The sequence below is a fragment of the Aureimonas sp. SA4125 genome, assembly GCF_019973775.1.
Taxonomy (GTDB): Bacteria; Pseudomonadota; Alphaproteobacteria; order Rhizobiales; family Rhizobiaceae; genus Plantimonas.
Genome location: NZ_AP025032.1, coordinates 2,318,172 through 2,344,041, shown reverse-complemented (window position 1 = coordinate 2,344,041; position 25,870 = coordinate 2,318,172). Strand labels below are relative to the sequence as shown.

22 protein-coding genes, 1 tRNA gene and 2 pseudogenes are annotated in these 25,870 nt (G+C 64.9%); 22 read left to right on the top strand and 3 right to left on the bottom strand.

Annotated elements, in window-relative coordinates; translation table 11 throughout:
• Positions 1-119 precede the first annotated feature (119 nt).
• The 10 genes and pseudogenes from Sa4125_RS10880 to Sa4125_RS10835 all read left to right on the top strand — a co-directional run.
• On the top strand, positions 120-3,644 hold the full coding sequence (locus Sa4125_RS10880) for a chemotaxis protein CheB (RefSeq protein ID WP_224007044.1): 3,525 nt from the start codon (positions 120-122) through the stop codon (positions 3,642-3,644).
• Positions 3,644-4,042, top strand: a complete 399-nt coding sequence (locus Sa4125_RS10875) for a response regulator (RefSeq protein ID WP_224007042.1) — start codon at positions 3,644-3,646, stop codon at positions 4,040-4,042. The genes Sa4125_RS10880 and Sa4125_RS10875 overlap by 1 nt, the downstream gene beginning before the upstream one ends.
• A gap of 234 nt (positions 4,043-4,276) precedes the next feature.
• The gene (locus Sa4125_RS10870; RefSeq protein ID WP_224007039.1) at positions 4,277-5,356 is read left to right on the top strand and encodes an alpha/beta hydrolase; all 1,080 of its coding nucleotides are present in this window, start codon (positions 4,277-4,279) and stop codon (positions 5,354-5,356) included.
• A 510-nt stretch (positions 5,357-5,866) separates the two neighbouring features.
• On the top strand, positions 5,867-6,301 hold the full coding sequence (locus Sa4125_RS10865; RefSeq protein WP_224000735.1) for a transposase: 435 nt from the start codon (positions 5,867-5,869) through the stop codon (positions 6,299-6,301).
• Positions 6,298-6,654, top strand: a complete 357-nt coding sequence (gene tnpB, locus Sa4125_RS10860) for an IS66 family insertion sequence element accessory protein TnpB (RefSeq protein ID WP_224000737.1) — start codon at positions 6,298-6,300, stop codon at positions 6,652-6,654. The genes Sa4125_RS10865 and tnpB overlap by 4 nt, the downstream gene beginning before the upstream one ends.
• Before the next feature lie 57 nt (positions 6,655-6,711).
• A complete protein-coding gene (locus Sa4125_RS10855) occupies positions 6,712-8,244 on the top strand; it encodes an IS66 family transposase (RefSeq protein WP_224000747.1) in 1,533 nt (510 codons plus the stop codon).
• 84 nt (positions 8,245-8,328) lie between these two features.
• The gene (locus Sa4125_RS10850; protein WP_224007036.1) at positions 8,329-8,550 is read left to right on the top strand and encodes a hypothetical protein; all 222 of its coding nucleotides are present in this window, start codon (positions 8,329-8,331) and stop codon (positions 8,548-8,550) included.
• 123 nt (positions 8,551-8,673) lie between these two features.
• On the top strand, positions 8,674-8,991 hold the full coding sequence (locus Sa4125_RS10845; RefSeq protein ID WP_224007034.1) for a type II toxin-antitoxin system RelE/ParE family toxin: 318 nt from the start codon (positions 8,674-8,676) through the stop codon (positions 8,989-8,991).
• A complete protein-coding gene (locus Sa4125_RS10840) occupies positions 8,988-9,311 on the top strand; it encodes a helix-turn-helix transcriptional regulator (RefSeq protein WP_224007031.1) in 324 nt (107 codons plus the stop codon). The genes Sa4125_RS10845 and Sa4125_RS10840 overlap by 4 nt, the downstream gene beginning before the upstream one ends.
• Positions 9,308-10,945, top strand: a pseudogene (locus Sa4125_RS10835) (recombinase family protein); the annotation flags it as partial. The gene Sa4125_RS10840 and the pseudogene Sa4125_RS10835, both read left to right, overlap by 4 nt.
• Here the strand turns inward: Sa4125_RS10835 and Sa4125_RS10830 are convergent.
• Positions 10,916-11,005 (bottom strand) — tRNA-Ser (locus tag Sa4125_RS10830). The pseudogene Sa4125_RS10835 and the gene Sa4125_RS10830 sit on opposite strands and share 30 nt — an antisense overlap.
• A 575-nt stretch (positions 11,006-11,580) precedes the next feature.
• On the opposite strand from Sa4125_RS10830, the gene Sa4125_RS24280 reads away from it, so the two are divergent.
• The 7 genes from Sa4125_RS24280 (at position 11,581) to Sa4125_RS10795 (ending at position 19,148) form a co-directional block, all read left to right on the top strand.
• A complete protein-coding gene (locus Sa4125_RS24280) occupies positions 11,581-12,798 on the top strand; it encodes a septal ring lytic transglycosylase RlpA family protein (protein WP_275967467.1) in 1,218 nt (405 codons plus the stop codon).
• 125 nt (positions 12,799-12,923) lie between these two features.
• On the top strand, positions 12,924-14,129 hold the full coding sequence (locus Sa4125_RS10820) for a D-alanyl-D-alanine carboxypeptidase family protein (protein WP_224007028.1): 1,206 nt from the start codon (positions 12,924-12,926) through the stop codon (positions 14,127-14,129).
• A gap of 25 nt (positions 14,130-14,154) precedes the next feature.
• Positions 14,155-14,856 (top strand): dTMP kinase, encoded by a 702-nt coding sequence (tmk, locus tag Sa4125_RS10815; protein ID WP_224007025.1) that lies wholly within the window; start codon positions 14,155-14,157, stop codon positions 14,854-14,856.
• Positions 14,849-15,901 carry a DNA polymerase III subunit delta' gene (locus Sa4125_RS10810; protein WP_224007022.1) on the top strand — a complete coding sequence of 351 codons (1,053 nt, stop codon included), beginning with the start codon at positions 14,849-14,851 and terminating at the stop codon, positions 15,899-15,901. Before tmk ends, Sa4125_RS10810 begins: the two co-directional genes overlap by 8 nt.
• 90 nt (positions 15,902-15,991) lie before the next feature.
• On the top strand, positions 15,992-17,533 hold the full coding sequence (gene metG / locus Sa4125_RS10805) for a methionine--tRNA ligase (protein ID WP_224007019.1): 1,542 nt from the start codon (positions 15,992-15,994) through the stop codon (positions 17,531-17,533).
• Positions 17,533-18,342, top strand: coding sequence for a TatD family hydrolase (locus tag Sa4125_RS10800; protein ID WP_224007016.1), 810 nt, complete (start codon positions 17,533-17,535; stop codon positions 18,340-18,342). The genes metG and Sa4125_RS10800 overlap by 1 nt, the downstream gene beginning before the upstream one ends.
• Positions 18,339-19,148 carry an MBL fold metallo-hydrolase gene (locus Sa4125_RS10795; protein ID WP_224007013.1) on the top strand — a complete coding sequence of 270 codons (810 nt, stop codon included), beginning with the start codon at positions 18,339-18,341 and terminating at the stop codon, positions 19,146-19,148. Before Sa4125_RS10800 ends, Sa4125_RS10795 begins: the two co-directional genes overlap by 4 nt.
• A gap of 15 nt (positions 19,149-19,163) precedes the next feature.
• On the opposite strand, the gene Sa4125_RS10790 is transcribed toward Sa4125_RS10795, so the two are convergent.
• Both Sa4125_RS10790 and Sa4125_RS24190 read right to left on the bottom strand, forming a co-directional pair.
• Positions 19,164-19,982 (bottom strand): DUF2189 domain-containing protein, encoded by an 819-nt coding sequence (locus Sa4125_RS10790; protein WP_224007010.1) that lies wholly within the window; start codon positions 19,980-19,982, stop codon positions 19,164-19,166.
• Positions 19,983-20,830: 848 nt separating this feature from the next.
• The gene (locus Sa4125_RS24190) at positions 20,831-20,953 is read right to left on the bottom strand and encodes a hypothetical protein (protein WP_267461371.1); all 123 of its coding nucleotides are present in this window, start codon (positions 20,951-20,953) and stop codon (positions 20,831-20,833) included.
• A 168-nt stretch (positions 20,954-21,121) separates the two neighbouring features.
• Here Sa4125_RS24190 and Sa4125_RS10785 point away from each other — a divergent pair, with 168 nt between their 5' ends.
• The 5 genes and pseudogenes from Sa4125_RS10785 to aztC all read left to right on the top strand — a co-directional run bounded on the left by Sa4125_RS10785 (position 21,122) and on the right by aztC (position 25,126).
• Entirely contained in the window at positions 21,122-21,910 is a 789-nt protein-coding gene (locus Sa4125_RS10785) for an ABC transporter ATP-binding protein (protein WP_224007007.1), read from the top strand.
• Between the two features lie 20 nt (positions 21,911-21,930).
• Complete coding sequence (locus Sa4125_RS10780) at positions 21,931-22,893, top strand: ABC transporter substrate-binding protein (protein ID WP_224007004.1); 963 nt, start codon at positions 21,931-21,933, stop codon at positions 22,891-22,893.
• Positions 22,890-23,444: pseudogene (locus Sa4125_RS24305) on the top strand (iron chelate uptake ABC transporter family permease subunit); the annotation flags it as partial. The gene Sa4125_RS10780 and the pseudogene Sa4125_RS24305, both read left to right, overlap by 4 nt.
• Positions 23,445-23,520: 76 nt before the next feature.
• Entirely contained in the window at positions 23,521-23,904 is a 384-nt protein-coding gene (locus Sa4125_RS24300; RefSeq protein WP_345944332.1) for an iron chelate uptake ABC transporter family permease subunit, read from the top strand.
• Between the two features lie 343 nt (positions 23,905-24,247).
• A complete protein-coding gene (aztC, locus tag Sa4125_RS10770; RefSeq protein WP_224007001.1) occupies positions 24,248-25,126 on the top strand; it encodes a zinc ABC transporter substrate-binding protein AztC in 879 nt (292 codons plus the stop codon).
• Positions 25,127-25,870: the final 744 nt, after the last annotated feature.

The following is a 25,870-nucleotide window of genomic DNA, read 5'->3' as shown; positions in this document are numbered from 1 at the left end:
CATATTGGAGCAAGAGGCTGGCTAAGTCGATCGAAGATCCCGGTAAGCCCACCTCCCGTCGGCGACGACCGGCGGCGGACGGTGGCTCTGGGCCCGATCGTCAAACCGCGCCACAATCGATGGGCAGCGACGCGGCGGAAGGAGTAGGCGGTGCCTTTCCGATCGTCGGTATCGGCATGTCGGCGGGCGGGCTGGAGGTGGCGACGGCCTTCCTGAACGCGATGGCGTCCGACAGCGGCATGGGTTTCATTATCGTCCAGCACCTCGATCCCACCCGCCAGAGCTTGCTCGCCGAACTGCTTGGTCGGGCAACGACGATGCCAGTCGTGCAGATCGAGGACGGCATGCGCGTCGAGCCGAACCGCGTGCACATCATCGTTCCGGCCAAGACTTTGCTCATCCACGACGGCCTGTTGCAGCTGGTCGAGCCCGAGGAGCCGCGCGGCCAGCGTCATCCGATCGATAAGTTCTTCAGCGCGCTGGCCGAGGACCAGAAGGCAAAGGCGATCGCGATCGTGCTTTCCGGCGCGGGCAGCAACGGCACCGCCGGGCTGGCCGACATCAAACAGGCCGGCGGCCTGTGCATCGCGCAGGATCCTCAGACAGCCAAGTTCGACAGCATGCCGCGCCACGCGATCGCGTCGGGGTTGGTCGATCTCGTGCTCGCGCCCGAGCTGATGCCCGAGGCGCTGCTGCGTTACGCGCGCCATTCTTATGTCGAGGCGCCGCGGCCCGAAATGGCTGAGGGTCCGGGCACGGACGGGTCGGGGCCGGGACTGGAGGATGTGCTTACCCTGTTGCACGCTCGCGCCGGTCATGATTTCAGCCAGTACAAGCACAATACCCTGTCCCGGCGCATCCACCGCCGAATGGGTATCGCGCACGTCGAAAAGCTCGACGATTATCTGGCCTTGTTGGCGAGCAATCCCGACGAGGCCGGCGCGCTCGTCAAGGATCTGCTGATTCACGTTACCGCGTTTTTCCGCGATGCCGAGGCTTGGGAGGCGCTCGACCGGGAAGTGATCGCGCCGATGGTCGAGCAAGCGGAGCGCGGCCAGTCAATCCGGGCCTGGGTGCCGGCCTGCTCGACCGGCGAAGAAGCCTATACCATTGCCATGATCCTTGCCGAACGCAGCGAGGCCGCCAAAAAAGACCTTGCGGTAAAAGTCTTCGCGACCGATGCGGCCGAACATCATCTGAGCGCAGGGCGCAGGGCGACCTTTCCGGGGAGCATGGTCGAAAGCCTGACGGCCCCGCGCATTGCGCGCTTTTTCGACAAGATCGACGACAATTATTACCGGATCAAACCGGACATCCGCGAGACAGTCCTGTTCGCGCCGCAGAATGTGCTCAAGGATCCGCCCTATTCGCGCATGGATCTCGTCAGCTGCCGCAACCTGCTGATCTATCTGGAGCCGGCGGCGCAGGACAAGATTCTCTCGCTGGCGCACTTCGCGCTGCGCGAAAACGGCGTCTTGTTTCTCGGCAACGCCGAGACCGTCGGCCAGCGCGACCATCTGTTTACCAGCATATCGAAGCGCTGGCGGATCTACCGACGCGTCGGCCCGGCCAGACCGCCGGCGATCGACTTTGCCCATTGGCCGATCCGCGATGGTCTGTCGAAAGGCGTTGCCGCGCCGCCCAAGCTTGCCGACATCGCGCTCAAGTCGCTCGCCGATCGCTTCGCGCCAGCTTCGGTGCTGATCGATCGGAACTATCGGGTGCTCCATTTTCACGGATCGACCGAAGATTATCTGACGCAGCCGGCGGGCGCACCGACGATGGACCTGTTGGCGCTGGCGCGCGAGGGATTGCGCGTTACGGTCCGCAGCGCGGTGCGCAAGGCGATCGAGAATGATGAGACCATCTCGCTGCGCGCCGCATTCAGGCGCGGATCGAGCGACGCTGTGGTGGTGACCGCCGGCCCGGTCCGCAACGGACCTAATCCCAGCATGATACTGGTAAGCTTCGGCACGGATCAGGGTGACATCGCCAGTCCGCCTGCACGGGAAACGTCCGCCCCTGTTGGGTCGGACCAGGGCATGGAAGAGGAGCTGCGGATCGCGCGCGAGGAGATGCGCGTGACAATCGAGCGGTATGAAACCACCAACGAGGAACTGACCGCCGCCAACGAGGAAGTGACCAGCGTCAACGAGGAGCTGCAAGCCACCAACGAGGAACTCGAATCGTCCAAGGAAGAGCTGCAGTCACTCAATGAAGAGCTGAGCACCATCAACTCGCAGCTCGACCGCAAGATCGTCGAGCTGGCCGAAGCGAGCGATGATCTTCGTAACCTCCTCACCGGCAACGAAGTCGCAACGATCTTCCTCGACACCGAGCTGAGGATCAAATGGTTCAGTCCGGCGATCCAGACGCTGTTCGAGCTGATCGAAAAGGACGTCGGTCGACCTATCGCCAATTTCACCCAGAAATTTGCGCGCGGCGATTTGATAGAAAAAGCGAAAGCCGCGATCGAACGGCTGGCGATATCCGAGCAGGAAGTGAACGCCGGCGACGGTCGCTCCCTGCTCTTGCGCGTGGCGCCATACCGCACTCGCGACAACCGCATCGCCGGAGCGGTCGCCACGTTCATCGACATCACCGACCTCAATTCTAAGCAGGTCGAGATTGCGGCGGCCCGCGACTATGCCGAGGCGATCGTTGAAACCATCCGCGATCCGCTGCTGGCGTTGTCGAAAGATCTCCGTGTGATATCCGCCAACTCGGCGTTCTACGAGACCTTCAGCATCAGCCCCGCCGATACGACCGGCTCTCTCGTTTACGACCTGGTCGACGGTCAGTGGAATATTCCGTCGCTTCGAACCCTCCTAGAAGAATTGATTCCAAACCGGCAACAGATTGCCGATTATGAAATCGAAATTGAAGTTCCACGGCTTGGGAAGCGTTGCATGATGCTTAATGCCCGCCGTATCGATAGCGATGACTCGCGTGGTGAACTCGTCATACTGGCCTTGGAGGATGTTACCGAGCGCAGGGACACGGCGCGGCATCAGGAACTGCTGGTTGGAGAGTTGAGCCACCGTGTGAAAAACACGCTGGCCGTCGTGCAGTCGATCGTCGTGCAGACGCTGAGGTCCAGTGACACGCTCGAATATTTTGGCGAGGCTTTTAAGGGTCGGCTTCAGGCGCTGGCGGGTGCCAACGATGCGATCGTCGACGGCAGCTGGAAAGGTGTGACGCTCAGGCACATCGTTCATCGGTCGCTCAGGCCGTTCGCGGTCGATCGCCAGGTCGCGCTGGGGGACGGTCCGGACATCGACCTGCGCCCACAGGCCTCGCTCGCGTTGGCAATGATCCTGCATGAACTCGCGACCAATGCGGTAAAATACGGGGCGCTGTCGGTGGCCAAGGGGCGGGTGCTGATCGCATGGCGGATCAATTCAGCCGACCCAGAACCAAGGATCGAAGTCGACTGGACCGAAAGCCAAGGCCCGCCCGTTCAGGAGCCGACGCGGCGTGGACAGGGGACGCGATTCATCGAGCGCAGCATCGCCTATGAGCTTAAGGGCAAATCGAGCGTGACCTTCGAGCAGGAAGGTCTGCGCGCGACGCTGACCTTCCCGATGGAGTCGGCTGTCATGCCGACCGGTGCGGCACGTCCTCCCACTGTAAACACCGTTTGATGGCGGCGCTCGCGCTCTCGGAGCTGGCTGGCCTGCGGGTTCTCGTCGTGGAAGACGAATACATGGTCGCTGATTATATCAGCATGGTATTGGAGGATTTCGGATGCGACGTCGTTGGCCCGGTGGGAACGATCGAGGAGGCGCTTGCGGTTGTCAATGACGGTGGCCTGGACGGCGCACTGCTCGATGCCAATCTGAGCGGCGACAGCAGCGCTCCAATCGCTGTCGCTCTAAGGGCGGCGTCGGTGCCATTCGTTGTCGCCACTGGATATGGTGCGCTCGAACTCGCGGAGAGTCTCAATCGTGCGCCCCGAATAGGCAAGCCATTCAGTGAGACCGAGCTCAAAGCGACGATGGTTGCCGCGTTCACATGCTCGGCTTCTAACCAGACTGTTTAAAAAAGTTGAGCCGCTCGGTCGGCTTGAGCCGTGAGCCACACTTGGACGAGTCCTGCGAAATGATGATCAATGCGTCAGCTAATCGCCATCACCTGCCCTATACCCTCGTCCCGAGGAGCGGCTACCGACGGGCGAAAATTGTCTTAACGGCCGATGTAGTGCAAATAACGCCCTCGCATTGTCAGTCCAATTCGTCGTAATCATAGTCGTCTAAGCCAGCGGACTGCTGGCCAGTTGCAACTCGCCAACAGAAGCCGGGATCGTGTGCCTGCGTCGCATGAAGGCTTGGGACCTCAACGACACGCCCTGCGTTTGCCTTCGATGGACCTTAATTTCACTCCGGAAGACCTTGATGAAGCGCGGCGCTTAAACAGGAGGCTGGCGATACTCCCGCGACTGCGTATGGAAACCGCGCTCGGACGCGTTGCCCTGAACGCCATGTTGCGGGTTGCGGAACTCTATCCCTTAATTCGAGGCAGCCAGACGAACGCTACCCGCACTCTGAAAAAGATCGTTGCGCTTAATCGACCTGTGAAATTGCGAATACATCGGCCAGCGGGCGAGTGCTGCGGGATCATTCTTGACTATCACGGTGGCGGATGGACGATCGGTAACGCTCGAATGGGCGATGATCAGAATGCCGAGCTGGCCGTCCGGATCGGTGTCGCGGTGGTTAGCGTCGACTATCGATTGGCGCTCTCAAATCCGATCAGTGCGCTGGTGGACGATTGCGAAGCGGCGGCAGTATGGACGATTGAGCACGCCATGCGCGAGTTCGGCACGGACCGGATCGTCGTCAAGGGGTCCTCTGCCGGCGCGCATCTCGCCGCGGCTACGCTGCTCCGGCTTCGTGATCGCAGCACACTTGCGCCGCAGATTGCGGGCACGGTGCTGTTCTTCGGCCTATACGACTTCGCGGGCACTGCCATGGTACGCGCCGCCGGGCCTGAAACGCTGGTACTGCACGGACCGACAGTGCGCGCAACCCTGTACGAGCTGACCCCCGGAATGACCGAGGAAGAACGGCGAGATCCAGCGATTTCGCCTTTCTATGCCGACCTTTCGTGTATGCCCCCGGCACTCTTCTTAGTGGGCACGAAGGATATGCTGCTCGAGGACAATGAGCGCATGGCGGCAAAATGGGAGGAGGCAAGCGGCAATTCTGAACTCCTGATCGCCCCGGAGAGCCCACACGCCTTCAACCGCATGGGCACGTCGGTCGCAAAAAAGGTCGAAAGTTTCGTTGCCGATTGGATGCTCGAAAAACTCGCTCCGGCTGGTGCTCATAGTCGGTCAGCCAGCGACGAGGATTAGGCTGCGGCGCCGAATTCTACAGAAAGCGCAGCATCTTAGTAACCATGGTTGCGGAAGAGCCGCTTGCTTTGAATACATGCCGGGTGGAAAGGGCCCCAAGCCTGATTTGAAAACAGCGACCCGTTTCGGTATCGCAAAACGTGAACATCAATTTTGACAACTGAAGGAACAGAGCCTGGTTCCCGGATTACGGCTCGGTCATTAGAGCTGATAATCGAATATCAGCATTTGAAAAAATCGAGCAAATACTGCCTTTTCGTCAGCTTGTGGGGGTCGCAAGCCGTCAACACCTCCCAGACGATACAAGGGGCGCGCGGCAATGGCAGAACGCTCCCGACAGCCAGAATGATATGGCACCCGTCCTGCACACTACGCTGCTTCCGCCTCAAGCTTCCGACCGCCGCCGTCTGCCTGTATTAACGCGCTGGATTACGGTAAGCGTCATCCCGGCTCCACCTTTCGCGCTGTGGCCTGACAGGCGAGTCTGACGATCTTGAAGAGGATCGTTCTGTGTCTGGATTTGACATTACGCTTAAGCCGATGCGCCGGGTCGAGGTGATCAACGGGGCTGGGGGACGGCGTCGCTGGTCGGCGGACGACAAGGCACGGATCCTGGAGGAGACCTTGGTGTCAGGCGCGGCGGTTTCGGAAGTGGCCCGTCGGCACGGGCTATTGCCGCAGCAGATTTTTGGGTGGCGGCGTGAGGCACGCCGTGTGTTCGATGCGGGCTCGGCGGCCTCGCCGGCTTTCGTGCCCGTCATCGTCGAACCGCCCTCGAGTGTCGTGCCGCACAATTCGCCGAAGCCGCCGCGCCGCAAGCGGGCTGCGGCTCGAAGCGGCGGCGGGATCGAACTGGAGCTCTGTGGCGTCGTTGTTCGCATTGGCCCCGACGCGAGCCCAACGACGATAGCGGCGGTGATCTCGGCGCTGAAGTGTGGTTCGTGATCGGGCCGACGGGCGCGGTCCGGGTGATGGTGGCAACCAAGCCCGTCGACTTCCGCAAGGGCGCGGAAGGACTGGCGGCGCTGGTGCGCGAGACGATGGGCGCCGATCCATTCTCGGGCACGGTCTACGTCTTCCGGGCCAAGCGGGCCGACCGGATCAAGCTGGTATTCTGGGACGGCACCGGCGTGGTGCTGGTCGCCAAGCGGCTGGAGGACGGCCAGTTCCGCTGGCCGAAGGCCCAGGACAGCGTCATGCACCTGACCGCGGCGCAGCTATCGGCGCTGCTCGAAGGCCTCGACTGGCGCCGAGTCCACGAGGTCCAGACCAGCCGCGTCCCGTCGTCATCAGGCTGACCTCTGGGGACACAAAAGCCTGTTGCCGCAGGCGTTGGGAGGTGATTCACTTCTGGCATGACACCCGCTGCCGACACGCTTCCCGACGATCCCGGCACGCTCAAGGCGATGCTGATCACCGAGCGTCTGCGGGCTGAACGTCTCGAGCAAATCATCAAGGAATTGCAGCGCCACCGCTTCGGACGCCGGGCCGAGACGCTGCCGGAAGATCAGCTTCTGCTGGGCCTCGAAGAGGTCGAGCAGGCCGCAGCCGATGACGAGGCGGCCGCAGAGGCCGCGGCTCCGGACGTTCGGACAGAGCGCGCCGCCAAGCGCCGGGCAAATCGAGGCTCGCTGCCTGCCCACCTGCCTCGGATCGAGATGGTCGTCGACATCGAGGACAAGGCCTGCCCGTGCTGCCGCCATGCCCTGCATGTCATCGGCGAGGACGTCGCCGAGCGGCTCGACATCGTGCCGGCCCAGTTCCGGGTGCTCGTCACCCGTCGGCCCCGCTATGGCTGCCGGGCCTGCGAGGGCGTTGTCGTCCAGGCGCCGGCGCCGGCACGGCTGATCGAGGGCGGCATGCCCACCGAGGCTACCGTCGCCCACGTCCTCGTCTCCAAATTTGCCGACCATCTGCCGCTCTATCGCCAGGCGCAGATTTACGCCCGCCAGGGCGTCCATCTCGACCGCTCGACGCTCGCCGACTGGGTCGGTCGAGCTGCCTTCCTGCTGCGTCCCATCCACGAGCGGCTGTTGGGCCACCTCAAGGCATCATCGAAATTATTTGCTGACGAGACCACGGCGCCGGTGCTCGATCCCGGTCGCGGCCGGACAAAGACCGGGCAGCTCTTCGCCTATGCCCGGGACGATCGGCCATGGCAGGGCGGCGACCCGCCCGCCGTTGCCTATGTCTATGCGCCCGACCGCAAGGCCGAGCGGCCCATCGCCCATCTCAAGGGGTTTGCCGGCATCCTCCAGGTCGACGGCTATGGCGGCTACAAGGTGCTGGCCGAGAAAGGGGATGTCCGGCTCGCCTTCTGTTGGGCGCATGTCCGCCGACGGTTCTACGAACTCGCCGCCGCCGGCCCCGCACCGATCGCGGCCGAGATGCTGGAGCGCATCGCTGCGCTCTACCGGATCGAGACCGAGATCCGGGGACGACCGGCCGAGGTCCGCCGTCACGCACGCCAGGAAAGAACGAGGCCCGTCCTCGACGCGATCGAGCTATTCCTGCGCGAGAAGCTCGCGCTCATCAGCCAGAAGACCAAGCTCGCCGAGGCGATCCGCTACACGCTCTCACGTTGGGAAGGCCTTTGCCTCTTTACAGGCGACGGCCGTGTGGAAATCGACAACAACACCGTCGAGCGCTCGATCCGCCCGCTGGCCCTGACCCGTAAGAACGCCCTGTTCGCAGGCTCCGACGGCGGGGCCGGCCACTGGGCCGTCATCGCTTCGCTGATCGAAACCTGCAAGCTCAACGGCGTCGATCCACAGGCCTACATGACCGCCGTCATCACGCTGATCGTAAAGGGCCATCCCAACAGCGGCATCGATGATCTCATGCCATGGCAGTTTAGGCCCACGGACGCGCTCGCCGACGTGGCTTGAGGACGACGCTTACGGATTACGCAGCGTAGCGGGGCGTAAAGATGCGTTGTTCCGTCCCCGCGCGGTATCGTTGACTCTGGCGCGATGCCCCTCGCCTCCCCCCAGCATGAACTCACTGCTTCCGAGCAGCTCGAAGCGCTGCTCGGCGAGCCGTGGCCGTTCCCAGGCCGTCCGCCCCGGCATAACGTATCCAACTGGCGCGTCAGCGATAATTGGCCCGACGAGGTGCCGGTGACTGACGCCGAGATCGCCGTCTTCGAGGCGTGGTTCGGGGACTTCTTCGACGAGCGATTCGGACCTGTTTAACCGTCCGGCGCGGGCACAGTGCGGTTGACCGACGCCGTCGATATGCCATATCTAGCATAGGAAGGAATGATGTGGCGGATGAGGCGAGCGTCAAGCCTGTCAGGTGGATCGGAAGCAGTCGCGATGATCCGCGGGGATTCCCGGAGCCGGTGCGGCGGGGCGCTGTGGGAGGCGCAGACCGGCGGCAAGGCAGGATGGGCCAAGCCGCTCAAAGGGTTCAGCGGAGCGGGCGTGCTGGTGGTGGTCGATGACCATGACGGCGACACCTATCGCACTGTCTATACCGTTCGGTTTGCTGGCGTCGTCTACGTCCTCCGCGTCTTCCAGAAGAAGTCGAAGCACGGGATCGCGACGCCGAAGCACGATATCGCGCTGATCGAACAGAGATTGAAGCGAGCCAGAGAGGACCACGAACAATGGCAAGCAGGCAGGACGACATGAAGTTGACGGAAGGTTCGGGCAACGTGTTCGCCGACCTTGGCGTCGCAGAACCAGATGAAGAGCTGGCGAAGGCGCAGCTCGCCAGCCACATCCGCGAAGCGATCAAGCGCCGGAGGTTGACCCAGGCGGCAGCCGCCGCGCTGGTCGGGCTTGACCAGCCCAAGGTGTCGGCGCTGATCAACGGTCGGCTGACAGGGTTCTCCAGCGATCGGCTGCTGCGCTGCCTCAACGCGCTCGGGCAGGACGTGGATATCGTCATCAAATCTCCGCCCAGAAGCGGACAGCGCGGGCGGCTCCGCGTGGTGGAGAAGGCGGCATGACCGCCGTGGTTCCTTTGCGCGCCGCGCTCTACCTGCGCGTCTCGACCGCCCGGCAGGCCGAGCATGACGTGTCGATCCCCGACCAGCGCAAGCAAGGCGAAGCCTATTGTGTCGCGCGCGGCTACCAGCTAGTCGAGACGTTCGTCGATGCGGGCGCATCCGCCACCAACGACCGCCGCCCCGAGTTTCAGCAGATGATCGAGGCCGGGACGGCGAAGCCCGCTCCGTTCGAGGTCGTGGTCGTCCATTCGTTCAGTCGGTTCTTCCGCGATCACTTCGAGCTGGAGTTCTATGTCAGGAAGCTGGCGAAGAACGGCATCCGCTTGTTGTCGATCACCCAGGAAATGGGCGACGACCCGATGCACGTCATGATGCGCCAGATCATGGCGCTGTTCGACGAGTATCAGTCCAAGGAGAACGCCAAGCACGTTTTGCGCGCCTTGAAGGAGAATGCACGGCAGGGCTTCTGGAACGGCTCGCTGCCGCCGATCGGCTACCGGGTCGTCGCCGCCGAGCAGCGCGGGGCCAAGATCAAGAAGAAGCTGGAGATCGACCCGCTGCACGCCGACACCGTGCGGCTGGCGTTCCGGCTTGCGCTGGAGGGCGACGGCACATCCGGCCCGATGGGCGTCAAGTCGATCACCAAGCATTTGAACGAAAACCGCATCTTCACCCGCGACGGCGGGCGATGGGGCATCGGCACGGTCCATCGGATGCTGACGCGGAAAACCTATATCGGGCGGCACGAGTTTAACCGGCGAACGAAGAACGGGGACAACAAGCCCGATGAGGAGGTCATCCCGGTCGCGGTGCCGCCGATCATCGACCAGGCCGTCTTCGATGCCGTGCAGGCGCGCATGAAGGCCCGCAACCCCAAGGTGACGCCGCCGCAGGTTGTGGGCGGTCCCACGCTCCTTACCGGATTGATCCATTGCGCCAAGTGCGGCGGGGCCATGACGATCCGCACTGGCAAGAGCGGGCGCTACCGCTACTACACCTGCTCGACCAAGGCCCGGCAGGGTCCGACCGCTTGCACCGGCATGACCGTTCCGATGGAGAAGCTGGACGCGCTGGTTGCCGGTCATCTGGAGGACAGGCTACTGGACCCGGCGCGGCTGGAGGAGGTTCTAGCGACCGTTCTCGACAGACGGCAGGAGCGCACCGAGCGCCGCCGCAATCACATTGCTGAGCTGAACAAGCGCGCGACCGAGACCGACCTTCGCCTCAAGCGCCTTTACGACGCCATCGAGAGCGGCGTCGCCGATCTGGACGACCCTGACCTCAAGGACCGCATCGCCAGCCTCAAGGCCATCCGCGACCAGTCGCGCGTCGATGCCGACCGTGCATCCGCCATGCTCGAAAGCGCGGGTCAGAAGGCGATCACCGCGCCGATGCTCGCCAAGTTCGCACAGACCGCACGGCAACGCATCCGCCTTTCAGGCGGCGGTTACCGCCGAGACCATCTCCGCGCGCTCGCGCAGCGCGTCGAAGTCAACGACGGCGAGGTCCGCATCATGGGATCGAAGTCCGACCTGCTGCGCACGCTCGCCGCCGCAGGCGGGGCAGGAACGCTGCCGGGCGCAGTGCCCAGCTTTGTTCCGAAGTGGCGGATGGGGTGGGATTCGAACCCACGAGACGGTCTCCCGCCCGCCGGTTTTCAAGACCGGTGCCTTCAACCGCTCGGCCACCCATCCAGCGAAGAAGAAATAGCCGCTGAGATCGTTGGGAAGCAAGGCCTGTTGGCCGTCCATCCACATTTGCCGCCAAAGCGACTGTTCTCGCCGGACCGATTGCGAGGCGGGGGCAATGGCGATCCCCCGCGGCAGCTCTCAGAAATGCCGCCACCCCGGAATTGTAACAATTCGTGATCAAAAATTAACTTCTGGCGCAAAAGTGGATGAAACATGTCGAAAACAAGGCCCGCGCATGCGCGCATAGCGGGTCTGCCGCGTCTGGTGAGACGGGCACGCGCAGTCCGCGCCGGCCGAAAACCCATAGAGTTCCAATGGATACCGTCTTTTTTGCAGTGCCGCTGGACGTTCGTCGCCGGGCGGAGGGACGCCTCAGAGTGAGCGTTTCCACCATGTCATCGGAAAACAACAGTCAATACATTAATACAACAGCGGTGCGGCGGTGGGCGCGGACGGGGCTGTTGCCCCTCCGGCTTAATGCGCTGATAACTCTTTCACGACAGGAGTGGGACCGAGGCGGGGGCTTTCGGACCCTTTGCACAATGACCTCGTCGACGAAAGCCAGGGGACTTATGATCATGGCCAAACCCGCTCTGCGACGCGCCGTGGCCGTTTCGGTTCTTTTCTCCGCCGTCGCCATTTCGGGTTGCCAGTCCGGGTCTTCGACCCACGGCGGCACGACGCATGAGCGGATCAAGAGCGATCCGAACGAGTCCTTCTCTTCGAAGGAATACGGCGTGGCCGCCAGTCCCCGCGTCACCGACCTGAAGGTCGTACCCAAGGGCGGCGGCCGGGCGCAGATCGGCAAGCCCTACAAAGTGCGCGGCAAATGGTACTATCCCAAGGACCAGCCCGGCTACGTCAAGAGCGGCAAGGCCTCCTGGTACGGCGCCAGCTTCCACGGCCGGCTGACCGCCAATGGCGAAATCTACGACATGTTCGGGCTTTCTGCCGCCCATCCCACCTTTCCGCTTCCGTCCTATGCCCGCGTCACGAACCGGAAGACGGGGAGCAGCATCATGGTGCGTGTCAACGACCGCGGCCCCTATGTCGCCGACCGGGTCCTGGATGTCTCCTCCCGCGCCGCCGAGCTTCTCGGCTACAAGTCCGACGGCGTCGGCGACGTGAAGGTCGAGTATGTCGGCAAGGCGCCCGTTGACGGCGACGATACCGCCATCCTGATGGCGAGCTATCGTCCGGGCAGCGCTTCCCCTCTGAACGATGGCATGGCGAGCGGCGTGATGGTCGCCTCGAACGAGGCTCCCTCGCGTCTCTCCTATGCTTCCGCCCCCCGTTCGGCAGCCGCCCGCGTCCAGGCGATCGGCCTGCCCGGCGTGCGGCCCGCGGCGATCCCGGCAGCGACAGCTGCGGCCCGCACTCCGGGCTCGCTGTTTCCGGGCGGCGCCGTCAGCGTCGATTCCATCATCTCGCAGGCCGAAGCGCCCGATATCGGCGCTGCGCCCCTTCCGACGCCGCCCGCTGCCTCGTATCAGCTCGTTGCCTCCTCCTATGCCGCCGCCCCCGGCCGCACCGGTGCTGCCGGCGCACTCGCGGCCATCGCGGCAGGCGGCGCGCCGGAGCGTATCGAGATCGGCCTCGTCGAGGATCAGGCACTCGTTGCCGCCGTCCGCAAGATCGCCGAGGGCCGCGGCCGCCTGGTGGTCGACGCGGGCATTCCGGACCAGCCGCTGTCGGTGTCGCTCGCGATCGATGCAGCGCCCGGCGCAGATGTCGACGGCCTTCTGCAGGCCCTCTGGCAGGCTGGTGCCGACGGCGCTTTCGTCCTGCGCGACTGAAGCCGCCGCGACCCTGCCGAAGGGATGGTCGCGCCTGCGGCTTCAGACACATGACCTCTTCGCCAGAGTCTGATAGGGAAGGCTGGACCCCAGCGGTCGACTTGCACTCCCTTTTCAAGAAGCCGATGTCAGCCTTCGTCGTCTCCCGCCATGCCCGGACCCGCCGCATCGGGGCCACTCTCGGTTCTCTCGTTCTTGCCTGCCTGATCTCGGCATCCGCGGCGCTCGGCGCCGAACCGGCTGGTCTCGAGACCAAGGCCAGGCAAGCGCTGATCGTGGACGGCGAGACCGGCGCGGTGCTCTTCGAAAAGGACGCCGATACCCGCTTTCCCCCGGCATCCCTCGCCAAGCTCATGTCGATGGAAGTGGTGTTCGAGGCGATCGAGGCCGGCAGGTTGTCGCCGACCCAGGAGTTCACCGTCAGCGAACACGCCTGGCGGACGGGCGGCGCGCCCTCCGGCACCTCAACCATGTTCGCCAAGCTCAATTCCAGCGTCGCCGTCGAAGCACTCATCCGCGGGACCATCGTTCAGGCGGCGAACGATGCCGCGATCATCCTCGCCGAGGGCATGGCGGGCTCCGAGGAGGCCTTTGCCGGACTGATGAACGAGACCGCGGCAAGGCTCGGGCTTTCTCGCTCCACTTTCGTCAATCCGACCGGCCTGCCGGCCGAAGGGCAGGCGGTCACCGCTCGCGACCTCGTGCGGCTCGCCCGGCACATCCGGTCGACCCACACGCAGTTCTACGGCATCTACGCGGAGCCGAGCTTCGAGTGGAACAAGATCTTTCAGCGCAACCGCAATCCGCTCCTGCCGATGAACATCGGCGCGACCGGCATGGGCACGGGTTATACCGAGGCATCAGGCTATTCGATTGTCGGCGTGACCGAGCGCGAGGGGCGCACGACCATCATCGTCCTCGGCGGCCTGGAGAGCATCAAGGACCGGACCGAGGAAGCGAGGCGCCTGCTCGACTGGTCGAACACCTCGTTTCGTCGTCGGGAACTGTTCGCAGCGGGTGTGCGTGTCGGCTCGGCGACCGTCTTCGGTGGTGGTCAGGCCGAGGTGTCGTTGCTGACCCGCACTCCGCTCGTCGCCTATGTGCCGCAGGACCATCCGGAGCGGGTTTCCGCGCGTGTCCGCTATGCCGGGCCGCTCCTGGCACCGGTTGTCGCCGGTGCCGAGGTCGGGCAGATCGAGGTGCTGATCGACGGCAGGGTGAGCATCGCCCAGCCGCTTTTTGCCGCCGAGAGCGTCGAGCAGGGCACCTTTGCCGCACGCGCGCTCGATGCGGCCCAGGAATTGGCTTTTGGATGGATCAGATCGCTTTGACCTTGCCCAGCATCGGGCGCGGGCTTTGACCGGTTTCTTCATCACCTTCGAGGGCGGGGAGGGGAGCGGCAAGACAACCCAGATCGATCGTCTCGCGGAAACGCTGCGCCGACGCCGCATTCCCGTCGTCGTGACGCGCGAGCCCGGTGGTTCGCCCGGGGCCGACGCCGTGCGGCAGATCATCCTTTCCGGTGCCGCCGAGGCGCTGGGAGCGGAGATCGAGACGATCCTGTTTGCGGCGGCCCGCATCGATCATATCGCCGCCGTCATCGCTCCGGCGCTGGCTGCCGACAAGGTTGTCCTCTGCGACCGATTCCACGATTCGACCCGCGTCTACCAGGGCCTTGCCGGGGTCGACAGGGTAGTCCTCGATGGGCTCGAGAGAGCGGTTCTCGACGGGCTGGTGCCGGACCTCACGCTGATCCTCGACATTCCCGCCCGCGAGGGGCTCGGCCGCGCCGCCGGGCGCCGCGGCGAGAGCGTGCCCGATCGCTTCGAGCGGGAAAGCCTTGGGCTGCACGAGGCGCGCCGCAACGCTTTTCTTGGTATAGCCCGGGCCGAGCCCGACCGCTGCGTCGTCATCGATGCGGCAAGGCCGGCTGACGAAATCTCTGCCGAGATCGGCTTTCTCGTCGCCGAACGGCTGGAGATCAGCGCTCTCCAGAAGAGCGGCCGCCGGCTCGGCGAGACGGGCCAGATCCTCGGCGCGGACGGTCGTCATGAGTGAGAGCACGGTCGAAGCCCGCGAGGATCACGACTCGCTTCCCGACGTCCCGTCGCCGGCTGCCCGGTCACGCCTTTTCGGCCATGCGACGCAATGGGCAGCGCTCGTCGGTGCCCACCAAAGCGGCAAGCTCCACCACGCCTGGCTTCTGCAGGGGCCGCGCGGCATCGGCAAGGCGACCGCCGCCTTTGCCTTCGCGCGGTATCTCCTCTCGCCGAAACTGTCACCGGGTTCGGCCGAGCCCGTCGCCGATCCGGAAAGCCCGGTGGCACGTCAGATCGCCGGCGGGGGGCATCCCGGCCTCGTTCACATCACCCGACCCGCGGCCGAGCGCGGCGGCGGCTTCAAGACGCAGATCACGGTCGAGGAGATCCGCAAGCTCAACCGCTTCTTCCGCACGACGACCGGCGGCGGCCAGTGGCGGATCGCCCTCATCGATCCCGCCGACGACATGAACCGCAATGCCGCAAATGCTCTCCTGAAGATCCTCGAGGAGCCGCCGGAGCGCTCGATCTTCCTCATCACCAACCATCTGCCGGGGAGGCTCCTCCCGACGATCCGCTCGCGATGCCGCGTCCTGCGCTTCGACGGCCTTGGCGAGGCCGACATGGCGGCGGCGCTGCATTCCATGCCGACGACCTTCGGCGAGGCCGAGATCACCGGCGCCATCGGGCTTGCCGGCGGCAGCGTGCGCACCGCCGTCTCGCTCATCGCCAATGGCGGGCTCGAGATCGAGGCGAAGATCCGCGAGCTCTACACCGCCGATGAGCCGGACTGGCAGGCGATCCAGGGACTTGCGGACGTCCTGACGCAAAAGGGGCGGGAATCGGCCTTCGAGCTGATGCTGGACGCCGTCTTCAAATGGATCGCGCACGAGGCCGAGGCCCGGCTTGCCGGTGCAGACGGGGCCCATGCCGGGCGCTTCGCCGCGCTGTGGATGGCGGAGAGCCAGCGGCTGCGGGAGGGCCTTGCCTACAATCTCGACCGCAAGCAGATGCTGGTCAGCCTGTTCCACGCCGTCTTCAGCCTTCGAGCCGCCGTCGCCTGATCGACGGCGCGCAGCGCATTGAGGCGAGGGCTCTAATGCCCTATGTCCGACTGGATTGAACGCTCTCAACGCGACTCGCAAGAAAGCCCTATGGCCGAACGCTATTATCTGACCACGGCGATTTCCTATCCGAACGGCAAGCCGCATATCGGCCATGCCTACGAACTGATCGCGACCGACGTAGTGGCGCGCTTCAAGCGGCTCGACGGCTATGACGTCCTCTTCCTCACCGGTACCGACGAGCACGGCATGAAGATGCTGCAGACGGCGCGGGCCGAAGGCATCGAGGTCGAGGACCTCGCCGATCGCAATGCGGCGGAGTTCAAGCGCATGGCCGCCGTCCTGGGCGGCTCGAACGACGATTTCATCCGCACCAGCGAAGCCCGCCACAAGATCGCCAGCCAGGCGATCTGGAAGCGCATGCAGGATGCCGGCGACATCTACAAGGACGCCTATTCCGGCTGGTATTCCGTGCGCGACGAGGCCTACTACGCCGAGGACGAGACGGTGCTGCGCGAGGACGGCAAGCGCTTCGGGCCGCAGGGTACGCCGGTCACCTGGGTCGAGGAGGAGAGCTATTTCTTCCGTCTGTCCGCCTTCCAGGAAAGGCTGCTCGCCCATTACGACACCCATCCCGACTTCATCGGGCCGTCGGAGCGGCGCAACGAGGTCGTCTCCTTCGTCAAGTCGGGCCTGCGCGACCTCTCGGTGTCGCGCACGACGTTCGACTGGGGCATCCCGGTGCCGGGCGACGAGAAGCATGTCATGTATGTCTGGGTCGACGCCCTGACGAACTACCTGACGGCGACGGGATTTCCGGAGGAGGGGGCCCGGAGCGACTTCTGGCCGGCGGACCTCCACGTCATCGGCAAGGACATCGTGCGCTTCCACACGGTTTACTGGCCGGCCTTCCTGATGTCGGCCGGACTGCCGCTGCCCAAGCGTGTCTTCGCGCACGGCTTCGTCTTCAACCGCGGTGAGAAGATGTCGAAGTCGGTCGGCAATGTCGTCGATCCCTTCGATCTCATCGAGGCCTACGGGCTCGACCCGTTCCGCTACTTCTTCCTGCGCGAGGTGCCGTTCGGCCAGGACGGCAACTATTCGCACGAGGCGATCGTCAACCGCACGAACTCGGAACTTGCCAACGACCTCGGCAATCTCGCCCAGCGCTCGCTGTCGATGATCTCGAAGCATTGCGAGTCGCGCGTGCCGACCCCCGGCGCCTTCACCGAGGCGGATGAGGCCATCCTCCTGGCGAGTGCGTCGTTGCTGCAGACGGCGCGCGAGGCGATCGACCGGCAGGAGATGCACCATATGCTGGCGCCGATCATCGGCGTCGTAGCCGATGCCAACCGGTATTTCGCCGGCCAGGAGCCCTGGGCGCTGCGCAAGAGCGATCCGGCGCGGATGGCGACGGTCCTCTACGTGACGGCCGAGATCCTCCGGCGCGTGTCGATCCTGCTGCAGCCGGTGATGCCGGGCTCGATGGCGAAGATGCTGGACCTTCTGGGCGTCGGCGAGGACGAACGAACCTTCGGCGAGCTGGTGCCGGAGGCGACGCTCGTATCGGGGCGGCCGCTTCCGGTGCCCGAGGGCGTTTTTCCGCGCTTCGTGGAACCGGACGTCGCCTGATGGCGGGCGTCTTCATCGTCGACAGCCACTGTCATCTGGATTTTCCCGATTTCGACGGCGAGCGCGACGAACTTGTGGACCGTGCGGCTGCGGCCGGCGTCAAGCTGATGGTGACGATCTCGACCCTTGTGTCGAAGATCGACCGCCTGACGGCAATCGCCGAGGCGCATCCTGCTGTCTATGCTTCCGTCGGCACGCATCCCATCAACGCGGCCGAGGAACCGGACGTGCCGACCGCCGAACTCGTGCGACTGTCCGCGCATCCCAAGATCGTCGCCATCGGCGAGGCCGGGCTCGACTATTTTCACGATCGCGCGCCGCACGACCTGCAGCGACAGGTGTTTCGCCGGCACATCGCCGCTGCGCGCGAGACAGGACTGCCGCTGGTGGTCCATTCGCGCCAGGCCGACGACGACATGGCGGCGATCCTCGAGGACGAGACCGGGAAGGGGGCCTTCCCCTTCATCCTGCACTGCTTCTCCTCCGGCCCGGCACTCGCCGCCACCGGCGTCGCCCTCGGCGGCCATGTCTCCTTTTCCGGCATTCTCGCCTTCAAGGGCTCGGCAGAGCTGCGCGCCATTGCGGCAAAGGTGCCGATGGAGCGGCTTCTCGTCGAGACGGATGCACCTTATCTCGCGCCGCCGCCGCACCGCGGCCGGCGCAACGAACCAGCCTTCACCCGCGAGACGGCTGCCGTGCTGGCCGAGGTCAAAGGCGTCGATCTCGAAACGATCGCGACGACGACGTCCGACAACTTCTTCCGCCTATTTGGCAAGGTACCCGATCCCCGGCGGAACGACCTGCCGTGAGCGCGACGCTGCGTTTGACGATCCTCGGCTGCGGCTCGTCGCCCGGAACGCCGCGCATCACCGGAGACTGGGGGGCCTGCGATCCGGCAAATCCCCGCAATCGGCGCAGCCGTGCCTCGGCGCTGCTCGAGCGGATCACGCCCGAGGGAAAGACGGTGGTGGCGATCGACTGCGGTCCGGACTTTCGTCTGCAGATGCTCTCGGCCAAGGTATCCCGGCTCGACGCGGTCCTCATCACGCATTCCCACGCCGACCATATCCACGGGCTCGATGACGTGCGCGGCTACAATCTCGATTCCAGGTCGCTCATTCCCGTCCACGCCGACGCCGAGACGCATGAACGCCTCGTCGCGGGGTTCGGCTATTGCTACGAGACACCCGTCGGCAGTGCCTACAGGCCGATCGTTCGCCACGTGCCGATCGAGCCGGGCGCAGGCTTTACAATCGACGGGCCGGGAGGGCCGCTCGCCATCACCGCCTTCCGGCAGAGTCATGGTTCGCTTCATTCGCTCGGCTTCCGCGTCGGGCCGCTGGCCTACTGCACCGATGTCAGTGATTTTCCGCCGGCGGCTGTCGATGCCCTTGCGGGCGCCGAGCATATCGTCATCGACGCGCTGCAGTACCGCCCGCATCCCAGCCATCTCTCGCTCGACCAGGCACTGGACTGGATCGGCCGGCTGGGCGTCGGCAGCGCGACGCTGACGCACATGCATACGCCGCTCGACTACGCCACGCTCTGCGCCAGCCTGCCAGAGCATGTGCGCCCGGGATATGACGGTCTCACGCACGAGTTCGCGATCGACTGACGGGCGCTCGCGCTTTCAGTCGCTGCGCGAGAGATTTGCTTCCGGTTCCACAGCAGCCCGGTAGAGATGCCATGTCGCGTGGCCGAGGACAGGAACGGCGACGGCGAGACCGGCAAACAGCGGGATGGAACCGGCAAAGAGCGCCGTACCGACGATCAGCCCCCAGAGAAGGACCGCCTTCGGGTTCCGGGCCGTGACTCGCAGCGAGGTTTCCACGGCCTGCAGGAGGCTGACCGGGCGGTCGAGAAGCAGCGGAAACGACACGACGCTGATGCAGAGTGTCACGAGCGCGAAGCCCAAACCGACGAGATTTCCGACGACGATCAGAGTCCAGCCACGCGCCGTTCCGAAGAGATCGGCGACGAAACCCGGCACGGATTGAGTTTCCTGGCCGGCGAAGGCCCAATCGAAGAGCGCCTGGGCGCTCATGATCCAACAGAAGAAGATCGCCATCAGGACGACACCCAGCGCCGCGATCGGGACGATCGAGGGAGAACGCAGGACATCGAAGGCATGGCGCCACGCGGTATCGAGGCCCGCTTCGCGCCGCCGGCTGATCTCGTAGAGCCCGAGCGCGGCGATCGGGCCGAGCAGCGCGAAGCCGCCGACCAGTGGAAAGAGCGACGGCAGCGCTTCGTTGCCCGAGGTCCACAACCCGATGACCAGCCCCATCAGCGGATAGACGAGACACAGAAACACGTAGTGCGACGGCTTCTGACGGAAATCGTCGAGGCCCTTGCGAAACGCTGCCCCGACCTGTTCGGGGCCAAGCTCGCGGATGACGAGACGGTGCGCGCCGGAACGCGTCTTGGAGGCATGCAGCACATGGGTCATTGCGGCACTCCCGAAAAATCGCACCAGCCACAGCGGCCGACGCCGTCGCATTGCAACTGGGCCAGCCCAGAGGAACGTACAGAGAGAGTGACATCGCAATGGCGTGAGCTGCGTCTCAACCGTTGGACACCGCGGGTCGCGAGAGCCTGTGGGGCCGGGCGTCTCACGATCGCGTCCGCCATCGAGCGTCAGTGGGGCGTGCGAAAGAGGGACATTCCCGTCCGCTCTCCATTGCGAGCATTGGTCAGCAACCAGCGTCCGGCGCCAGGGCATCATCCGCTAGGTTCCATAATCTATCTTATGCAACTTATATATCGACGGTGATGGGCGCATGTCGGGCGGCCTATGGATCCTCAGCACACCTACCCTCTTCCACGCGTCATCACGTTGGATGCGTCGCACGAAGATTGCGCGGTGATCGTCCATGTGTCCGCCGATAAGCCAGGTCGCGATCCGGAGATCGTCGGCATCGCCTGCCCGAAGCCGCACCAGCGTCGCGTGGAGGTCCGCCATGCATTGACGTTCTTGAGCTGGTAGCGCCCACATTTCGGGCGGTGAACGGCCCGATCCGATCCGAAAGTGAAGCGCTTCCTCGGCCTCGATCCCGGCAATGGCTCCGCGCTCGGGCTGGACGAGCGTTTCGCCTGCAGATCGTCCAGTCGGTCGGGAACTACGGCCGCGCCCGAAGGAAGAGGCAATACGGGCCAGCGCGCAGAGCCTCATTGACTTGGATTTGATCGCAGCGATGCCCTAAACCGCCGCTGTGCCCGAATTGTTCTCACCTGTTCCGAGATTGGGCGATCCCGCGCTTTTCAATGGAAGCCGGACGGCGGGCATCGCCGAGAAGGTCACGCGAAGGCGTCCAATGCGAAGGCGACGAACAGCCAGAGCACGGAGATGGGAGCGACGACGAAGCCCAAGCGCTGGAGAGCCGATCCCCGAAGCGCCGATCGCCGAAGCTGTTGTGACATCACAAATGTTCCTGTTCGAACCGCAAGCAAGCCCGGTTTTCTGGAAGTTTCAGGCTTGTATTTGTAATAGGATAACATTACGGGGTGCACTGACACTGTCCAACCTCCGAGGGTCCCGTGCGAACGCTGTCCGGCATGTCGCGCCTTTCTGTTATCGGATTGAAACCCATGCGCTTGCCGACAGAAGCAGGTCGAATCTCTGTCGCATCGATCCACCTGATCACGCGCGATGGCCGCCCCATTCTTCAGGAGGTTGATCTCGAGGTCGCTCCCGGGGAGCGGCTGGCGATCGTCGGACCCAATGGAGCCGGCAAGACCTCATTGCTGCGCCTCCTGTTCGGCAAGGTCCGACCCAGCAAGGGATCGATCTCGATTGACGGGCGTGACCTCGCCCAGATCCCGCTTGTCGATCGTGGCCGCTTGATCGCCGTCGTCGGCCAGAGCGACCTGCCGGATGGAAGGCTGACGGTTGTCGACTATGTCGGCCTCGGGCGCATCCCCCATCACGGCCGATGCCCGAACCAACGCCATGCCGTCGTGGTGGAACGGGCGTGCGAGCGTGTCGGCCTCGACGGCCTCGGCGATCGTCGCCTCGCGACCCTGTCCGGCGGCGAGCGCCAGCGCGCTGCGATCGCCCGCGCGATGGCGCAGGAGCCGTCGATCCTGATCCTCGACGAGCCCACCAATCATCTCGACCCGCTGGCACGCGCTGACATGTTGGATCTGGCCCGCGGCCTCGGGATCACAGTCGTCGCGGTCTTGCACGACCTCGCGCTCGTCACGCCCTTCGCCGATCGCGTCGCCGTCATGCAGTCCGGGCGCCTCGTCGCGCACGGCGATCCGGCCGCCGCCCTGTCGGCAGCGACCGTCCGCAGCGTTTTCGCGATGGACTGCTTCCCCTTCACCAATCCGTCGACCGGCCGCCCGCTGTTGGTTTTCGACACCCCCGCAGCCTGAACTTACCCCCGGAGATCGCCATGCGCGCCCTGCCCCACATCGCCCTCGTGGCGTCGCTCGTTCTCGCCGCGCCCGCGCTGGCCTTCCCCGTGGCGGTCGAGAACTGCGGGCGCATGCTGACCTTCGACAAGGCGCCCGAGCGCGCCGTCGTCCACGATCTCAACATGAGCGAGATGGCTTTTGCGCTCGGTCTCCAGCCTCATATGGCCGGGGTCACGGGCGTCTCCGGTTGGTACAAGACGACACCCGCCTTCGATGCGGCGAAGGGAGCGCTCCCCGAGCTCGCACCGAAGTACCCGACGATGGAAACCCTGATCGCCGCCGACGCCGACTTCTTCATGGCCGGCTGGCACTACGGCATGAAGCCCGGCGGCGAGGTGACGCCGGACACGTTGGCGCCCAAGGGCATCGCCACCTACGTCCTCACCGAAAGCTGCGCCCAAGTCGACAAGGCCCGGCCCCGTGCCTCGATGGATCTCCTGTACGGCGACGAGATCGCGCTCGGCACGATCTTCGGCAAGGAGAGCGAGGCCAGGGCGCTGGTCGCGGGTTGGAAGGACCGGGTCGCCAAGGTGTCGGACGCGGTGAAGGGCAAGACGCCCGTCTCCGTATTCCTTTACGATTCCGGCGAGGACAAGCCGTTCACGGCGGGCAAGTTCGCGATGCCGACGGCCCTGATCGAAGCCGCGGGCGGCACCAACGTGCTCGGCGACATAAACATGAGCTGGGGCACGACGTCGTGGGAGGACGTGGCGGTCCGGAACCCCGAGTTCCTCGTCCTCCTCGACTACCAGGACGGCGCCGGATACGCCAAGCTCCTCGACTTCCTGAAGCGACATCCAGCGATGAGCGAGACGACCGCAGTCAGGAACGAGCGCTTCCTGCCGCTGCGCTACGAGCAGATCACGCCCGGCCCCGCCAACATCGACGCCGTCGAGGCCCTGGCCAGAGCCCTGCATCCCGCTGACTTTGCGGCGCAGTGAAGACCTTCGCATCGAAGCCGGGCCTTCTCGCGCTTGTTCTGGTCGCCGGGGCGAGCCTCCTTCTCATCCTGGCGATCGCGGGCATCGCCTTCGGCTCCACGCCGCTGGACGCAAGCGACGTCTTGCGGGTTCTCGCCGGAGCGCTCGGGATCGGCGACGGTATCTCCGGGCCGATCGCCCGGATCGTCCTCGACCTCCGGCTGCCGCGCGTCCTCCTCGCCATCTGTGTCGGAGCCGGTCTCGCCGTCGTCGGCGTACTTCTCCAGACGACGACGCGCAACGACCTCGCCGATCCCTTCCTGTTCGGCCTCTCCTCGGGAGCTGCGGCCGGGGCGGTGTCGGTCATCACCGTCTTTGGCGACCGGCTCGGCGTCTGGACCCTCCCCGCAGCCGCCTTCGCGGGTGCGCTCGTGTCGGCGGCCGCGGTCCTGACGCTGATGACGCGCCAGGACGGCCGGGGACCGGAGCGGCTGGTGATTGCCGGACTGGCGGTGTCCTTCCTGTTCGGCGCGCTGACGACCTGGATGGTCTTCTCCGGCGACCAGAGGGCGGCCTACTCAGTCCTGTTCTGGACAGCGGGAGGGCTCGGCCTGGCGAGCTGGAGCAACCTGCGGAATTTTCGGGACCGTGCTTGCGGTCGGCACAGGACTGGCACTTCGCAGCCGGTTGGACGCCCTCCTCGGCGGCGAGGAAACCGCGACCTCCCTCGGCGTCGATGTCGGAAAGCTGCGCCTTCTTGTCTTCGCCCTTGCGGCGCTGGCCACGGCTTCGTTGGTTGCCCTGTCAGGCGTGATCGGCTTCGTCGGCCTCATGGTGCCGCACCTCGCCCGCGCCCTCGTCGGCGTGCGCCACGGAGCGCTCGTCGCGACCTCCGCACTTCTCGGCGCCATCCTGCTTCTGGTCAGCGATCTCGCCAGCCGCGTCGTCCTTGCACCGCAGGAACTCCCCGTCGGGATCGTCACCTCCGCCGCAGGCGCCCTGTTCGTGTTGGCCGTCGTCCTGCGGCGGTGAGCGCCGAAGCGCGGTTCGCACCGTCGGCCAGAATCCCCGGGTTCGAAGCCTTCTATCCAATGACGACGATTTGCGACGGATTCGGTGTTGTAAAGATATTACATTACATGTAGGAGGATGAAGACGGTCGCGGTGGACGCGGGCGAACAGCAGATTGCCGGAGCCGCGCCTTGAAGGGCCACGCGGACTTCTGACGGCGGGCGCGGACCGCGACCGTCCTGGGGCCGTGTGGCCCCGACGCACTGCCGGAACGCCGCCCGGCGAACCGCCTGAATCGATGAGGCAACCTGTGAAGTCACTGCGCCTGACGTTCGGACCGGCAACTTGCCTTGCTGCAACTTCCTTGCCGACGGTCGCTGCGGCCGAGCCCCTGAGCGTCGTCGCCAGCTTTTCCATCATTGGGGATTTCGCCCGGCAGGTCGGCGGCGAACACATCGAACTGACCACGCTCGTCGGGCCGAACGCGGACGCGCATGTCTACGAGCCGCGTCCGGCCGACGCGAGGGCCCTCGCCCGTGCCGACGTCGTGCTCGTCAACGGCCTTTCCTTCGAAGGCTTTCTGCCGCGCCTCGTCGAGTCGAGCGGCACCAAGGCGCCCATGGTCGAACTTGCGGAAGGCGCCGATGTCCTGAAAGACCCCAACGGCGGCCACTACCACTTCATCAATGGCCAGGCGAGTTTTCACGCCACGCCCAACGACCCACATGCGTGGCAGTCGATCGCGAATGCGAAAGTGTACGTCCGGAACATCACCCGGGCGTTCTGCACCGCGGACAGCACCAACTGCGCGGATTACGAGGCCAATGCCGCGACCTGCCACGGGACGCTTTCGGCTCTCGATGCACAGATCAAGCAGACCATCGCCGACATTCCTGCCGACCGACGCGTCGGCGTGATCGGCCACAATGCCTTTCGGTACTTCGAGCGCGACTACGGCGTGACGTTCCTGTCGCCACAGGGCGTGTCGACGGGCTCGGAGGCGCCGGCGGCGGATGTCGCATCCCTGATCCGGGAGATCCGCGCGCGGCGTGCGGTGGCGGTCTTCGCCGAGAACATCTCGAACACGCGTCTGGTCGAGCAGATCGCCTCCGAGGCGGGATTCACCCTCAGCGGAACACTCTACTCGGACGCCCTTTCGACCGAGGACGAACCTGCGCCGACCTACGCGGACATGATGCGCCACAATGCGCAGACCATCGCCACGGCCTTTGCTGCCGACTGAGCGCGCCCGAGCTCCACCCCCACCCCCCACCATCGCAACTTCATGGAGAAGACAATGCTGCGAACACTTGCCTGCGCTACGGGCATCTCACTGATCCTGGCAGCCAACGCCATGGCACAGGAAGCCGAGCGAGACCGTGACGACGTCACGCTCTATCGCGTCTTCGTCGGCGATCACGCGGATCCGAAGATTACGGCGTTCGACCTCACCGAGCCGAACAAGCGGTGGACGTTCAAGACGACCGGGCAAAGCAAGATCTACGGCGTCGACAACGGCGCAGCGGTCGCAGCCGTCCAGTCCGACAATGATGCCGTGCACTTCTTCAAGAGCGGCATCGTCCTTCACTCCCATGGCGAGCATTCAGACATCGCCATCGCCGATCCGGTGGCTCTGGAAGGGTCGCTCACGGGGCCACGCCCCTTTCACCTGATCGACCACGGCGGCAAGGTGGTGATCAATTTCGACCGGGGCGGATATGCCGAGATCGTCGACGCGCATGACCTCGCAGAGGGCAAAGTCGAAGCGTCCCGCCTTCCCCAGGCGCGGGCACATCATGGCTATGCAGCCCCGATCGGCAAATTCTGGGTGACGAGCGTCGCCTCGGATGTCCCTGTCGAAGGCGATGCGGCGCCCACGCGCCTCGGCCTGCAACAGGTGAAGGTGGACGGCACACCCGTCGGCGAGATCGCGACCTGCACCGGCATCCACGGCGAGGCGTTCTCCGGCGCTTATCTCGCGACGGGT